Here is a 14,310-nt window from a genome sequence, read left to right as displayed (position 1 = left end):
ACGCTGGGAGTACGGCTCCGGGAACGGACGACCCCGAGATGTGGAGGACGGATGCCCAAGGCAGTGGTGGTGCGCGCGACGGGTGGACCCGAGGCGCTGGAGTTCGCCGAGGTCGAGGCGCGCTCGCCCGGTGCGGGCGAACTGCTGGTGGACGTGGCCGCGGCGGGGGTGAACTTCATCGACTGCTACCACCGGGAGGGCCGCTACCCGCTGCCGCTGCCGTTCGTGGTGGGCTTGGAGGGCGCGGGCCGGGTCAGCGCGGTGGGCCCGGACGTGGCGGGTTTCGCGGTGGGCGACCGCGTGGCGTGGTCGCAGGCCCCCGGCAGCTACGCGGAGCAGGTCGTGGTGCCGGCGGCGGGCGCGGTGGCGGTGCCGGAGGGGGTGGACGACGACACGGCGGGCGCGCTGCTGCTCCAGGGCCTGACCGCGCACTACCTGGTCGCCTCCACCTACCCCGTCCGGGAGGGTGACGCGGTGCTCGTGCACGCCGCCGCGGGCGGGGTGGGCCTGCTGCTGGTGCAGCTGGCCAAGGCGCGGGGCGCGCGGGTCATCGGCACGGTGTCGACCGAGGCCAAGGAGGCGCTGGCGCGGGAGGCCGGCGCGGACGAGGTGATCCGCTACGACCGGGTCGACTTCGCGCCCGAGGTGCGGCGGCTGACCGACGGCGCCGGTGTCGCGGCCGCCTACGACGGCGTGGGCCGGACCACGTTCGACGGGAGCCTGGCGAGCCTGCGGCCGCGCGGGGTGCTGGCGCTGTTCGGCGCGTCCAGCGGGGCGGTGCCGCCGGTCGACCCGCAGCGGCTCAACCAGGCGGGCTCGGTGTTCCTGACCCGGCCGTCGCTGGGCGCGCACCTGGCCACCCGGGAGGAGCTGGAGTGGCGGGCGGGCGAGCTGTTCGCGGCCGTCGCGGACGGGTCCCTGCGGGTGCGGGTCGGCGGGCGCTACCCGCTGGCCGAGGCCCGGCGCGCGCACGAGGACCTGGAGGGCCGCCGCACCACGGGCAAGCTGCTGCTGACGCCCTAGCCGCGAGCGCCCCGAACACGGACGGAGGGCCCCGGCACGTCGCCGGGGCCCTCCGCGCGTTCCGGGGTGGGTCGGGTTCCGGGGCGGGTCAGCCCTCCTGGACCGCCACCGCGTCGACCACGAAGATCAGCGTCTCGCCGGGCTGGATGTCGCGGTTGCCCTGGGGGTAGCCCAGGTCCGGCGGCACGACGAGCAGGCGCCGCCCGCCCTCCTTGAGCCCGACCAGGCCCTGGTTCCAGCCCTCGATGACCTGCGCCTGGCCGACGTTGGCCACCTCGAACGGCCGGCTGCCCCAGGACGACTCGCGGGTCTGCTGGTCGCGGAAGGTCGCCAGCACGTAGTTGATCGTGGCCGTGGAGCCGGGCCGGATCTCCGGGCCGGTGCCCTCGGTGAGGTCCCGGACGACCAGGCCGTCCTTCGGCGTGCAGCCGGTGGGGACCGTGATGGTCGGCTCCTCCCCCGCCGCGCCCGACACCTGGTACTGCGCCTCCTCGCACGGCGGCCCGCTCGGCTCGGCCAACTCGGCGCCGGTGGGCTCGGCCTCGGTGGGCGCGGCCTCCTCGGGCGCCGGGACGGTCGCGGAGGCGGTGTTGGTGAGGGTGGACGGTCGGTCACTAGCGGTGCACGCGGTGAGCGCCAGACCGGCGGACAACAGGGACGCGAGGGCCAGGGCCGTACGGCCGACAGTACGCATGGTTGCCGAGCCTAGGGTGCGACCCCGGGGAACGCGCCGCAGGGCCCACCAGCAGGCCCAACGCCGGTCACGGTGCGCTGTCGTTGATCTCCGGTCGAATCCGCAAATGTGCCACTAATTACCGCTTCCGCCGTTGCGTACTCGCGCGTACAGTTACTGCGCGCACTTGATCGGATACCGAGAGCATTCGACCGTTCGAGTGGCGAATCCAAGGAGGTGACCCCGTGCGCGCGGAGCCGAAGGGCGTCCGCAGCAATCTGTTGCAGGAATTGTTCTGGACCCGGACGGGCCTGCTGCTGCTGACACTCGTCGTGGTCTCCGGGACCTGCCTGGCCATTTCGAGCCCGATGCCGCCGAGCGGTCTGCGCGCCTTCCTCACCACCGCGGGCACCAGCGTCCTGATCTCGGCGGTGGTCGGCTTCTGGCAGACCCTGATCACCAGCACGGCCGCGCGCCGGTCGCTGGTGGAACCGGTCGTCGAGGAGAGCCGCAAGGCGCTGCACGAGCTGACCGCCGAGTACCGGGCGCTCGACCGCGAGTTCTTCCCCAGCCACGTGTTCGAGCCCACCGCCAAGCCCGACCCGGCGTTCAACCAGGTGATGATGCAGGACCTGGAGCGGACGCGGCTGTACGCGTTCCGCGGCTTCGCGGGCCGCTACGCGGCCTGCCGGCTGCTGCTGTCGCAGTCGGAGTGCGAGCTCAGGGCGGTGCTGGCCGACCCCAGGGACGAGGACGCGATCAGCGGGCGCGCCCGCTACCTGCTGCGGCACGAGGGCGCGGACGGCGACTACGACACGATCGTGGCGCGGCTGCGCGAGCAGATCCACGTCGGTCTGGTGGGCCTGTTCCTGGCCCGCGGCCGCGGCTCGCGCATCGACCTGACCATCGTGTCCGACCCGCCGCTGGACCGGATGGAGCTGTTCGACGACAGCGTGTGGCTGACCCTCTACAGCAACACCAGCGCGGGGGTGGTGCGCCCGTACCCGCGCACCCTGCGGTTCACCGAGGGCTCGTTCATCTACGGCATGGAACGCGCCGAGTTCCTCCGCATCAGCAATTCCAAGGCGGGGCTCCACATCGTCATCACGCCGGGCACCACCCGGGCGGACTTCCTCGCCCTCTTCGAGAAGATCACCGGGAACTCGCTCGACGAGGACGGGTTCCGGGCGCTGGAGGGGAAGTTCCACCGGTTCCGCAAAGAATTCGCCGCCTTCGCCCAGTTGGGGAGCTGATAAACCGTGCTGACCGAGTTCGCCGGGACCTCCGCCGTCGCGGAGCTCGCCGCCCTCCTCTCCGTGGCCGACCCCCCTGTCGCCGACCACTGGAGCCACGTCGAACGGGGGTTCCGGGGCTGGGTCGGTCGACCCGACCTGCGGGAGAGGCTGCGCGGGCACCTGCGCACCCTCTCCCCGCGGGAGCAGGCGCGCGTGGCCGCGAAGTCGCGGGAGACGACGACGCACTTCGCGTGGTGCCTGCGCGACGAGGCGGCCGAGCCGTTCACGTTCTGGCTGCACGAGTACAAGCCGCAGCGGGACTGGCGGCAGGGCTACGCCGATTCGGTGCACAACCACCGCTACCACTTCTGCACGGTCCTGTTGCAGGGCTCCTACCTGCACGAGCGGTTCAGCGTGGACCTGGCGGACGGCGGCGGGGCGATCCTGTCGACCACGCTGCTGCGCCGGTCCGCGGCGGCCGAGGGCCACTCCGGCACGATGCTGGCCCACGAGTTCCACCGCATCCCCGAGGCCGCGGACGACACCATGACGTTCCTGGTCAAGTCCCGCGCGGTCCGCCCGTGGAGCCTCAGCTTCGACCCGGACACCCGCACGAGTCACCGCCACGTGCCCGTCGAGGCCAGGTTGGAGGACCTCACGAACAGCATGTAACCGCCGCGGGCGGTCGCCGCCCGCCTCTACCATCGGCCCACCCGGCACGGGAGGGGTCCCGATGAGCACTGTCACGAACATGGTCACGAGCGCCGTCACGAGCACCGTCACGGCGGAGGCGATCTCGGAGGTGGAGCGCGAGGTGTGGCGGCTGTGCCGCGACCTCGCGCCGAAGCTCCAGTTCCACGGCTGGCACCACGTCAGCTTCGTGCGCGACAAGGCGGTCCACTTCGCCCGGCGCAACGGCGCGGACGCGCCGCTGGTCGAGGTGGCGGCCCTGGTGCACGACGTCAACTACATGGTCCGGCGCAACTCGCTGCCCGTGGACGGGCGCCGGCTGCGGCTGGACATCCTGGAGCGCGCGGGGGTGCCCGACCACCTCGCGCGGCGGGTGGACCGGGTGGTCGAGGAGGCCGAGATGCGCACCCGGGACCGCAACATCTCCCCCGAGGCGCAGGCCCTGTCCGACGCGGACACCCTGTTCAAGGCGCTGCCGGTGACGCCGGTGGTGCTCGCGCCGCGCTACCTGGAGGAGAACGGCATCACCCTGCGGGAGCTGGCGCACAAGATCGTCGGCGAGCAGCGGGACAAGCACGACGAGGGCTACTACTTCTACGACCCGGAGGCCGCGGCCACCTACTCCCGGTGGGCCACGGCCAACCTGGAGCTGTGGTCGTGCATCGTCGAGTCGCTGGACGACCCGAGCGTCACCGAGCTGCTCTCGGCGGTGTCCTGACCACACCCGGTGACGGGCCGCCCCACCAGATCACCTGGAGGTGTGGCGGCCCGTCCGGGAGCTCCTCGACCCGACGCGGTCGGGCCCCGGTCAGAAGGGCCAGCCGAGCACGGGCAGGCCGAGCACCGCGTCCACGGCGAGGCCGCAGAACACCAGCATCAGGTACAGGTTCGACAGGTGGAAGAACCCCATGGTGTTCGTCGAGCCGCCGCGCCGCACGACCCCGTGCAGCCGGTGCGCGAACACCACGAACCACACGCCCGACACGGCGGCCACCGCGACGTAGACCCACGAGGTGACCGGCGCCAGCAGCAGCGTGCACACCACGGTGACCCAGGAGTAGATGACGATCTGCCTGGTGACCTGCTGCGCGGTGGCCACCACGGGCAGCATCGGCACGCCGGCCCGCGCGTAGTCCTCCTTGAACTTCATCGCGAGCGCCCACGTGTGCGGCGGCGTCCAGAAGAAGATCACGCCGAACATCACCAGGGCGGGCCACGCCACCGTGCCGGTCACCGCGGACCAGCCGATGATCACCGGCATGCAGCCGGCCATGCCGCCCCAGATGACGTTCTGCGAGGTCCGGCGCTTGAGCACCAGGGTGTAGACGAAGATGTAGAACAGGATCGTGGCCACCGCGAACACGGCCGACATGAGGTTCGTGGTCAGCCACAGGAAGCCGAACGAGACCACCCCGAGCACCACGCCGAACACCAGCGCGTTGCGCGGCGGGATGGTGTTGCGGGCCAGCGGCCGGGCGCCGGTGCGCTTCATCACCGAGTCGATGTCGGCGTCGACGTAGCAGTTCAGCGCGTTCGCCGAGCCCGCCGCCAGGGTGCCGCCCGCCAGGGTGCACGCGATCAGCCACAGCGGCGGCAGGCCGCGCTGGGCCAGCAGCATCGCCGGGATCGTGGTGATCAGCAGCAGCTCGATCACCCGCGGCTTGGTCAGCGCCACGTACGCCCCGACGACCTGTCGGGGCGACCGCGCCGGGGCCTCGGTGACGGCACTCATCGCAGGGCGCTCCTCGTCGGGGTCAAGGGGGATGAGCAGATCGTAACCAGGGGTTCCCCCACCGGCCCGTTCGGGTAGTCCCTGATCGCACGAACTACGCCTGTGCGTACACCCACAGAGCGTGTGACGGCACGCGTGTCCTCTGGCCGGACTAGGCTGGCCGGCGGACCTTGGTAACCGCGGATCGGACCTGACGGAAACGATTGAGTTCACCGCCAGCCGTCACCCGATAACCGCCTATGCGAGTTTGGAGCTGGAAGTCAGTGTCCGTCACCGATGACATTGCCCGGTTGACCGAAGCCCACCTGCCCGAGGACTGGACCGACCTCGACAAGCGCGCCGTGGACACCGCCCGCGTGCTGGCCGCGGACGCGGTGCAGAAGGTGGGCAACGGCCACCCCGGCACCGCGATGAGCCTGGCGCCGCTGGCCTACTCTCTGTTCCAGCGCGTCATGCGGCACGACCCCGCGGACGGCGACTGGTTGGGCCGGGACCGCTTCGTGCTCAGCGCGGGCCACTCCAGCCTCACCCTCTACGTGCAGCTGTTCCTCAACGGCTACGGCCTGGAGCTCGACGACCTCAAGGCGCTGCGCACCTGGGGCTCGAACACCCCGGGCCACCCCGAGCACCGCCACACCCCCGGCGTGGAGATCACCACCGGCCCGCTGGGCCAGGGCCTGGCCTCGGCGGTCGGCATGGCGATGGCCGCGCGCCGCGAGCGCGGGCTGTTCGACCCGGACTCCCCGATCGGCGAGAGCCCGTTCGACCACCACATCTTCGTGATCGCCTCCGACGGCGACATCGAGGAGGGCGTGACCAGCGAGGCGTCCTCGCTGGCGGGCACCCAGCAGCTGGGCAACCTCACGGTGATCTACGACGACAACAAGATCTCCATCGAGGACGACACCACCATCGCGCTGTCCGAGGACACCGCGAAGCGCTACGAGGCGTACGGCTGGCACGTCCAGGTCGTCGAGGGCGGCGAGAACGTCACCGGCATCCTGGAGGCGCTGCGCAACGCCAAGGACGAGGTCGACCGGCCGTCGTTCATCCTGCTGCGCACGATCATCGGCTTCCCGGCGCCGACCAAGCAGAACACCGGCGCGGCCCACGGCGCGGCGCTGGGCGCCGACGAGGTGGCCGAGGTCAAGCGCATCCTGGGCTTCGACCCCGAGCAGACCTTCGAGGTCGCGCCCGAGGTGCTGGAGCACACCCGCGCCGTGGTCAAGCGCGGCGAGCAGGCCCGCGCCGAGTGGCAGCGGTCGTTCGACGCGTGGGTCGAGGCGAACCCGGAGCGCAAGGCGCTGCTGGACCGGCTGCTGGCCGACGAGCGGCCCGAGGGCTGGACCGACGCCCTGCCGTCGTGGGACCCGGACCCCAAGGGCGTGGCCACCCGCAAGGCGTCCGGCGAGGTGCTCGGCGCGCTGCGCGACGTGCTGCCGGAGCTGTGGGGCGGCTCGGCCGACCTGGCGGAGTCGAACAACACCACGATGAAGGGCGCCGACTCGTTCGGCCCGGAGTCGATCTCCACCAAGATGTGGAACGCCGACCGCTACGGCCGCACGCTGCACTTCGGCGTCCGCGAGCACGCCATGGGCTCGATCCTCAACGGCATCGCGCTGCACGGCCCGACCCGCCCGTACGGCGGCACGTTCCTGGTGTTCAGCGACTACATGCGCCCGGCGGTCCGGCTGGCCGCGCTGATGAAGTCGCCCGCCATCTACGTGTGGACGCACGACTCCATCGGCCTGGGCGAGGACGGCCCCACGCACCAGCCGGTCGAGCACCTGGCCGCGCTGCGCGCCATCCCGGGCCTGAACGTGGTGCGCCCCGGTGACGCCAACGAGACCGCCGCGGCCTGGAAGGTCACCGTGGAGCGCCGCAACGGCCCGGTGGGCCTGGCGCTGACCCGGCAGAACCTGCCGGTGCTGGTGGGCACCAAGGAGAAGGCCCCCGACGGCATGGCGCGCGGCGGCTACGTGCTGGAGGGCGAGGGCGAGCCGGAGCTGATCCTCGTCGCCACCGGCTCCGAGCTCCAGATCGCGGTCGAGGCCCGGAAGGTGTTCGAGTCCGAGGGCATCGCCACCCGCGTGGTGTCCATGCCGTGCGTCGAGTGGTTCGACACCCAGGACGAGGGGTACCGGGAGAGCGTGCTGCCGTCCTCGGTCAAGGCGCGCGTGGTGGTGGAGGCGGGCATCGCCCAGCCGTGGCACCGGTTCGCCGGCGACGCGGGCGAGATCGTCTCCATCGAGCACTTCGGCGCCTCCGCGGACTACCAGACCCTGTTCCGCGAGTTCGGCTTCACCACCGAGAACGTCGTCGCCGCGGCGCGGCGGTCGCTGGCCCGGACCCGCTAAGACCTCTTCCAGGGAGATGACGACGTGAGCAGCAACCCACTGGCCGACCTCAGCGCGGCGGGCGTGTCGATCTGGCTGGACGACCTGTCCCGGGAACGCCTCGACACGGGCAACCTGGCGAGCCTGATCGCCGAGCACCACGTGGTCGGCGTGACCACGAACCCGACCATCTTCGCCGCCGCCCTGTCGAAGGGCTCGGCCTACGACGCGCAGGTCCGCGAGCTGGCCGCGCGCGGCGCGGACACCGACGCCACCGTGCGCGAGGTGACCACGACCGACGTGCGCAACGCGTGCGACCTGTTCCGCGACACCTACAACGCCACCGACGGCGTCGACGGCCGGGTGTCGATCGAGGTCGACCCCCGCCTGGCCAAGGACACCGAGCGCACCGCGGCCGAGGCGCTCGACCTGTGGAAGACCGTCGACCGGCCGAACCTGATGGTCAAGATCCCGGCCTCGATCGAGGGCCTGCCCGCGATCACCCGGACCCTGGCCGAGGGCGTCAGCGTCAACGTGACGCTGATCTTCTCCGTCGAGCGCTACCGCCGCGTGATGGAGGCGTTCGTCACGGGCCTGGAGCAGGCCAAGGCCAACGGCCACGACCTGCGCACCATCCACTCCGTGGCGTCGTTCTTCGTGTCCCGGGTGGACGCCGAGATCGACAAGCGGCTGGACGCGCTGGACGACCCGCGGGCGGAGGAGCTGCGCGGCAAGGCCGCCATCGCCAACGCCGTGCTGGCCCACGCGGCGTACCAGGAGACGTTCCAGGGCGCCCGGTGGGAGGCGCTGGCCGCCGAGGGCGCCCGCGCGCAGCGCCCGCTGTGGGCCTCCACCGGCGTCAAGGACCCGGCCTACTCCGACACGCGCTACGTCGACCAGCTGGTCGTGGCCGACACGGTCAACACGATGCCCGAGAAGACCCTGCACGCGGTCGCCGATCACGGCAAGATCGTGGGCGACACCGTGTCCGGGCGGGCCGCCCAGGCGCAGGAGGTCTTCGACGGGCTCGTCGAGGTCGGCATCGACCTCGACGACGTGTTCGTCACGCTGGAGACCGAGGGCGTCGACAAGTTCGAGAAGTCGTGGGCCGAGCTGCTGGAGACGGTGACCGGACAGCTGGACCAGGCCAAGGGCTGAGGACGAGGACAATCATGACCGAGGTGATCTCCGTGGAGATCGTCCGCACACCGAACCAGGACCAGGTCGACACCGTCATCGGTGACCTGGTCCGGGACTCGGCGCCGAGCAGGCTCACCGCCGGGGACGCCACGCTGTGGGGTCCCGAGGCGGAGCCCGAGGCGTCGATCCGCCTGTCGTGGACGACGCTGCACGAGACGTCGCGCCCGCTGGTGGCCGAGATCACCGCGCTGCGCGAGGAGCTGCTCGCGGAGGGCGTGGACCGCGTGGTCCTCGCCGGCATGGGCGGCTCCTCGCTGGCCCCCGAGGTGATCACCGGCACGGCGGGCGTGCCGCTGGTCGTGCTCGACACCACCGACCCGGGCCAGGTCGCCGACGCGCTCGCGGGCGACCTGGAGCGGACCGTCCTGGTGGTGTCGTCGAAGTCGGGCGGCACCGTCGAGACCGACAGCCACCGGCGGATCTTCGAGGCGGCGTTCACCGCCGCGGGCGTCGACGCCGCCTCGCGGATCGTCGTGGTGACCGACCCGGGCTCGCCGCTGGAGGCGGCGTCCCGGGAGGCCGGCTACCGCAGGGTGTTCCTGGCCGACCCGAACGTGGGCGGCCGCTACTCGGCGCTGACCGCGTTCGGCCTGGTCCCCTCGGGCCTGGCCGGCGCGGACGTCGGCGCCCTGCTCGACGAGGCGGCCGCGGTCGCCCCGCTGGTCTCGGCGGACTCGGCGGACAACCCGGCGGTGGTGCTGGCCGCGACCTTCGCGGTCGCGCACGCGCACGGCGCGGAGAAGATCGTGTTCGCCGACACCGGATCGGGCATCTCCGGCTTCGGCGACTGGGCCGAGCAGCTGATCGCCGAGTCGACCGGCAAGAACGGCACCGGCCTGCTGCCGGTGGTCGTGGAGGGCCCCGGGGCGCCCGGTTTCTCGGACGCGCGCTCGGACGCCACGACCGTCGCGATCGGCCCGGCCACCGGCTCGTCGACCCTCGCCGTGGAGGGCGCGCTCGGCGCGCAGTTCCTGGTGTGGGAGTACGCGACCGCGCTGGTGGGCCGCGTGCTGGAGATCAACCCGTTCGACCAGCCGGACGTGGAGGCGGCGAAGAAGGCGGCCCGGTCGCTGCTGGACTCCCCCGCGGCGTCCTCGGTGTCGCCCGCGTTCACCGACGGCCCGGTCGAGGTCTACCCGAGCGAGGGCTGGCTGTCGCCGGACGTCAAGACCGTCGCCGAGGCGATCAAGGCGCTCGTCGCGGCCGCCCCGGAGCACGGCTACCTGTCGGTGCAGGCGTACCTGGACCGGATCGACGACGCCTCGTTCGCCCTCGTCCGCCCGGAGTTGGCGCGGCGTTCACACCTCCAGACCACCTTCGGCTGGGGACCGCGGTTCCTGCACTCCACCGGCCAGTACCACAAGGGCGGCCACCAGAACAGCGTCTTCCTCCAGCTCACCGGGGCCTCGGAGGTGTCGCTGGACGTGCCGGGCCGCCCCTACGACCTGAGCACGCTGCAACTGGCGCAGGCGCTGGGCGACGGCCAGGTGCTGGCCGAGCACGGGCGACCGGTGCTGCGCCTGCACCTGACCGACCGCGTCGCCGGGCTGGCGCAGCTCGTCGAGGCAATCCAGGAGGATGGTTCGTGACAGCGCCCGCCGCCAAGCGCAACCCGCTGCGGGACCCGAGGGACAAGCGGCTCCCGCGCATCGCCGGGCCCTCCGGTCTGGTGATCTTCGGCGTGACGGGTGACCTGTCGCGCAAGAAGCTCATGCCCGCCATCTACGACCTGGCCAACCGCGGCCTGCTGCCGCCGGGCTTCGCGCTCGTCGGCTTCGCCCGCCGCGACTGGGCCGACCAGGACTTCATGCAGGTCGTGCACTCCGCGGTCAAGGAGCACGCCCGCACGCCGTTCCGGCAGGAGGTCTGGGACCAGCTCGCCGAGGGCGTCCGGTTCGTTCAGGGCACCTTCGACGACGACAGCGCGTTCGACACGCTGGCCACCACGCTGGCCGACCTGGACCGCGACCGCGGCACGGGCGGCAACCACGCGTTCTACCTGTCGGTGCCGCCCAGCGCGTTCACCACGGTGGTCAACCAGCTCAAGCGCGCGGGCCTGGCCACGCCGCCGACCGACAACCCCGGCCAGTGGCGCCGGGTGGTCATCGAGAAGCCGTTCGGCCACGACCTGAGCAGCGCCAAGCAGCTGAACAAGACCGTCAACGACGTCTTCCCCGAGGAGTCGGTGTTCCGCATCGACCACTACCTCGGCAAGGAGACGGTGCAGAACATCCTGGCGCTGCGCTTCGCCAACCAGCTCTACGAGCCCATCTGGAACGCCAACTACGTCGACCACGTGCAGATCACCATGGCCGAGGACATCGGCCTGGGCGGTCGCGCGGGCTACTACGACGGCATCGGCGCGGCGCGGGACGTGATCCAGAACCACCTGCTCCAGCTGCTCGCGCTGACCGCGATGGAGGAGCCGGTCTCGTTCCGGCCCAGCGACCTGCGCGCGGAGAAGGTCAAGGTGCTGTCGGCGACCCGGGCGACCGGGCCGTTCGACGAGACCAGCGCCCGCGGCCAGTACACCGGCGGCTGGCAGGGCGGGCAGAAGGTGCCCGGCCTGCTGGAGGAGGGCGGCTTCGCGAAGGACTCGATCACCGAGACCTACGCGGCGATCACCTGCGAGGTGAACACCCGCCGCTGGGCGGGCGTGCCGTTCTACCTGCGCACCGGCAAGCGCCTGGGCCGCCGGGTCACCGAGGTGGCCGTGGTGTTCAAGCGGGCGCCGCACCTGCCGTTCGACGACACCGCGACCGAGGAGCTGGGGCAGAACGCCCTGGTCGTGCGGGTGCAGCCGGACGAGGGCGTGACCATGAGGTTCGGCTCGAAGGTGCCGGGCAACTCGATGGAGGTCCGGGACGTCACGATGGACTTCGGCTACGGCCACGCGTTCACCGAGTCCTCCCCGGAGGCGTACGAGCGGCTGCTGCTGGACGTGCTGCTGGGCGAGCCGTCGCTGTTCCCGAAGAACGACGAGGTCGAGCTGTCGTGGGAGATCCTGGACCCGGTGCTCGGGCACTGGGCCACGCACGGCGAGCCGGAGAAGTACAAGGCCGGCACCTGGGGTCCGGCGTCCGCGAACAGGATGCTGGCCCGGACCGGCAGGCACTGGAGGCGTCCGTGATCATCGACCTGCCCTCGACGACCACGTCGCAGGTCAACAGCAAGCTGGTGCAGATCCGGGAGGAGGGTGGCGCGGTCACCCTCGGCCGGGTGCTCACCCTGGTGATCGTCACCGACGACGGCGCGAAGACCGAGGAGGCCGTCGAGGCGGCCAACGACGCCAGCCGCGAGCACCCCTGCCGGGTGATCGTGGTGGCCCGCGGCGCCCGCAAGGCCGCGCCGAGGCTGGACGCGCAGATCCGGGTCGGCGGTGACGCGGGCGCGTCCGAGGTGATCGTGCTGCGCCTGTACGGGGAGCTGGCCAACGAGGGCGCCTCCTGCGTGGTGCCGCTGCTGCTGCCGGACACCCCGGTGGTGGCGTGGTGGCCGAACGAGGCGCCCGCCGTGCCGGCGGAGGACCCGATCGGGCAGCTCGCGCAGCGCCGCATCACCGACGCGGCGGCCGAGAAGAACCCGATCAGGGCGCTGGAGCAGCGGCGCGCCTCGTACACGCCGGGCGACACGGACCTGGCGTGGACGCGGCTGACGCTGTGGCGGGCGATGCTCGCGTCGGCGTTCGACCTGCCGCCGTACGAGAAGGTCGTCGAGGCCGAGGTGAGCGGGGAGAGCGACTCGCCGTCGACCGACCTGCTGGCCGCGTGGCTCGCCGCGTACCTGAAGGTGCCGGTGAAGCGGTCGAAGGCGGCCCGCGGCGAGGGCATCGTGGACGTGCGGCTGGTGCGCCGGTCCGGTGTGGTGGAGCTGTCGCGGCCGGACGGCAAGGTCGGCGCGCTGAACCAGCCGGGTCAGCCGGAGCGCCGGGTGGCGCTCCAACGGCGCGTCGTGCGGGACTGCCTGGCCGAGGAGCTGCGGCGGCTCGACCCGGACGAGGTGTACGACACGGCGCTGAGGGCGCTGGGCAAGGTGGTGCGGGGGCGGACCGCGCCGAAGGCCGCCGTCGCGGCGGGTGGGCGCAAGCCGGCGCCGGCGAAGGTGTCGGCGGACCCCAAGCCCGTCGAGGCGAAGCCGTCGGACGTGAAGGCCGGGGAGGGCGGGTCTGCGGACACCGCGGCCCCGGCTGCTACTGCTGCCGCTCCGGCTGCCGCCAAGGCCGCGGATGCCAAGGCCCCGGCCGCCAAGTCGGTGGCCGCGAAGGCGTCGGGCGCGAAGGCGTCGGGCGCGAAGCCCGCCGCCAAGGCCGCGGCGAAGTCCCGGACGGCGTCGGACGCCAAGGCCCCGACCAAGGCCAAGTCGGCGAAGGCCCCCGGCAAGGCGAAGGCGGGTTCGTGAGCGACCCGCAGATCGTGGTGCACCGTGGCGGCGACCTCCTGGCCGCCGCCACGGCCGCCCGCCTGGTGACCGCGCTGGTGGACGCCCAGGCCGCGCGGGGCGAGGCGCACCTGGTGCTGACCGGCGGGCGCACCGGCACCGCCGTGCTGGAGCAGCTGCGCGACATCCCCGCGCGGGACGCGGTGGACTGGTCGCGGGTGGAGCTGTACTGGGGTGACGAGCGGTTCCTGCCGTCCGGCGACCCCCAGCGCAACGAGACGCAGGCGCGCGAGGCGCTGCTCGACCACGTGCCCGTGCCCGCCGAGCACGTCCACGTGGTGGAGGCTTCCGACGGCCGGTTCGGCGACGACCCGGACGCGGCCGCCGCGGCGTACGCGGAGCTGCTGGGCGAGGGCTTCGCGTTCGACGTGTGCCTGCTCGGCGTGGGCGAGGAGGGGCACGTGGCGTCGGTGTTCCCGGACTCCCCCGCGGTGCACGAGCGGGACCGCGCGGTCGTGGCGGTGCGGAACTGCCCCAAGCCGCCGCCGACCCGGGTGAGCCTGAGCCTGCCCGCGATCCGGGCGTCGCGCGAGGTGTGGCTGATGACGACCGGTGCGGCGAAGGCCGGGGCCGTGGCCTCCGCCCTCGGTGGGGCCGGTGAGGTGGACCTGCCCGCCGCGGGCGCGGTCGGCACCGAGCGCACCCTGTGGCTGCTGGACACCGCCGCCGCGTCGAAGTTGCCGCCGCGCTAGCACCCGCTGTTCGGAACGGCCGTCCCGTCGGCGCTCCTCGCTCTCGGGACGGCCACTCCGCAGGCAACCCTCCCCGCGTGGGACCACGCGGCTGGCCGGTACCCCTCCTGCGCTGTGCCCTCCCCCGCGCTGCCTCTCCCGCGCTGCCTCTCCCGCGTCGTGCCCCGTCCCGCTCTCTCCGCCCTGCCTTCCTCGCCCTGCCCTCCTCCCATCGGGACCTCCCACCGGAATCTCCACCGGGACCTTCCGTCGTGCCCTTTCCTTGCCTTGCCCACCCCTCCCCTGTCCGCAT

General features: G+C 72.5%; 12 protein-coding genes. 10 read left to right on the top strand and 2 right to left on the bottom strand.

Annotation, left to right across the window (positions count from 1 at the left end):
- The first annotated feature begins 51 nt into the window (after positions 1–51).
- Positions 52–1,023, top strand: a complete 972-nt coding sequence (locus tag Q5530_RS23115) for a quinone oxidoreductase family protein (RefSeq protein WP_415364845.1) — start codon at positions 52–54, stop codon at positions 1,021–1,023.
- A gap of 88 nt (positions 1,024–1,111) precedes the next feature.
- Here the strand turns inward: Q5530_RS23115 and Q5530_RS23110 are convergent, their stop codons facing one another.
- Positions 1,112–1,717, bottom strand: coding sequence for an FKBP-type peptidyl-prolyl cis-trans isomerase (locus Q5530_RS23110; protein WP_415364844.1), 606 nt, complete (start codon positions 1,715–1,717; stop codon positions 1,112–1,114).
- Between the two features lie 224 nt (positions 1,718–1,941).
- Between Q5530_RS23110 and Q5530_RS23105 the strand changes: the two genes are divergently transcribed.
- The 3 genes from Q5530_RS23105 to Q5530_RS23095 all read left to right on the top strand — a co-directional run bounded on the left by Q5530_RS23105 (position 1,942) and on the right by Q5530_RS23095 (position 4,339).
- Positions 1,942–2,949: a hypothetical protein gene (locus Q5530_RS23105; protein WP_415364843.1), complete on the top strand. Its 1,008-nt coding sequence runs from the start codon at positions 1,942–1,944 to the stop codon at positions 2,947–2,949.
- A 6-nt stretch (positions 2,950–2,955) separates the two neighbouring features.
- Positions 2,956–3,603 carry a hypothetical protein gene (locus Q5530_RS23100; protein ID WP_415364842.1) on the top strand — a complete coding sequence of 216 codons (648 nt, stop codon included), beginning with the start codon at positions 2,956–2,958 and terminating at the stop codon, positions 3,601–3,603.
- Between the two features lie 79 nt (positions 3,604–3,682).
- Positions 3,683–4,339, top strand: coding sequence for an HD family phosphohydrolase (locus Q5530_RS23095; protein ID WP_380642082.1), 657 nt, complete (start codon positions 3,683–3,685; stop codon positions 4,337–4,339).
- 90 nt (positions 4,340–4,429) lie between these two features.
- On the opposite strand, the gene Q5530_RS23090 is transcribed toward Q5530_RS23095, so the two are convergent.
- Positions 4,430–5,353 carry a heme o synthase gene (locus tag Q5530_RS23090; protein WP_415364841.1) on the bottom strand — a complete coding sequence of 308 codons (924 nt, stop codon included), beginning with the start codon at positions 5,351–5,353 and terminating at the stop codon, positions 4,430–4,432.
- 239 nt (positions 5,354–5,592) lie between these two features.
- Here Q5530_RS23090 and tkt point away from each other — a divergent pair, with 239 nt between their 5' ends.
- Genes tkt through pgl form a run of 6 tightly spaced genes read left to right on the top strand, consistent with a single transcriptional unit; the run spans position 5,593 to position 14,018 of the window.
- On the top strand, positions 5,593–7,710 hold the full coding sequence (gene tkt, locus Q5530_RS23085; protein ID WP_415364840.1) for a transketolase: 2,118 nt from the start codon (positions 5,593–5,595) through the stop codon (positions 7,708–7,710).
- 24 nt (positions 7,711–7,734) lie between these two features.
- Positions 7,735–8,847 carry a transaldolase gene (gene tal / locus Q5530_RS23080; RefSeq protein WP_415364839.1) on the top strand — a complete coding sequence of 371 codons (1,113 nt, stop codon included), beginning with the start codon at positions 7,735–7,737 and terminating at the stop codon, positions 8,845–8,847.
- Positions 8,848–8,861: 14 nt separating this feature from the next.
- Entirely contained in the window at positions 8,862–10,478 is a 1,617-nt protein-coding gene (locus Q5530_RS23075; RefSeq protein ID WP_415364838.1) for a glucose-6-phosphate isomerase, read from the top strand.
- Positions 10,475–12,019, top strand: a complete 1,545-nt coding sequence (zwf, locus tag Q5530_RS23070; protein WP_380641993.1) for a glucose-6-phosphate dehydrogenase — start codon at positions 10,475–10,477, stop codon at positions 12,017–12,019. The genes Q5530_RS23075 and zwf overlap by 4 nt, the downstream gene beginning before the upstream one ends.
- A complete protein-coding gene (gene opcA, locus Q5530_RS23065; RefSeq protein ID WP_415364837.1) occupies positions 12,016–13,287 on the top strand; it encodes a glucose-6-phosphate dehydrogenase assembly protein OpcA in 1,272 nt (423 codons plus the stop codon). Before zwf ends, opcA begins: the two co-directional genes overlap by 4 nt.
- Positions 13,284–14,018, top strand: coding sequence for a 6-phosphogluconolactonase (pgl, locus tag Q5530_RS23060; RefSeq protein WP_415364836.1), 735 nt, complete (start codon positions 13,284–13,286; stop codon positions 14,016–14,018). Before opcA ends, pgl begins: the two co-directional genes overlap by 4 nt.
- The last annotated feature ends 292 nt before the right edge of the window (positions 14,019–14,310 follow it).

Origin of the sequence: Saccharothrix sp. BKS2 (genome assembly GCF_047689505.1) — a bacterium.
Lineage (GTDB): Bacteria > Actinomycetota > Actinomycetes > Mycobacteriales > Pseudonocardiaceae > Actinosynnema > Actinosynnema lopnurensis.
Note: the sequence above shows the minus strand (reverse complement) of the source record. Positions and strands in the feature narration are given on the sequence as shown.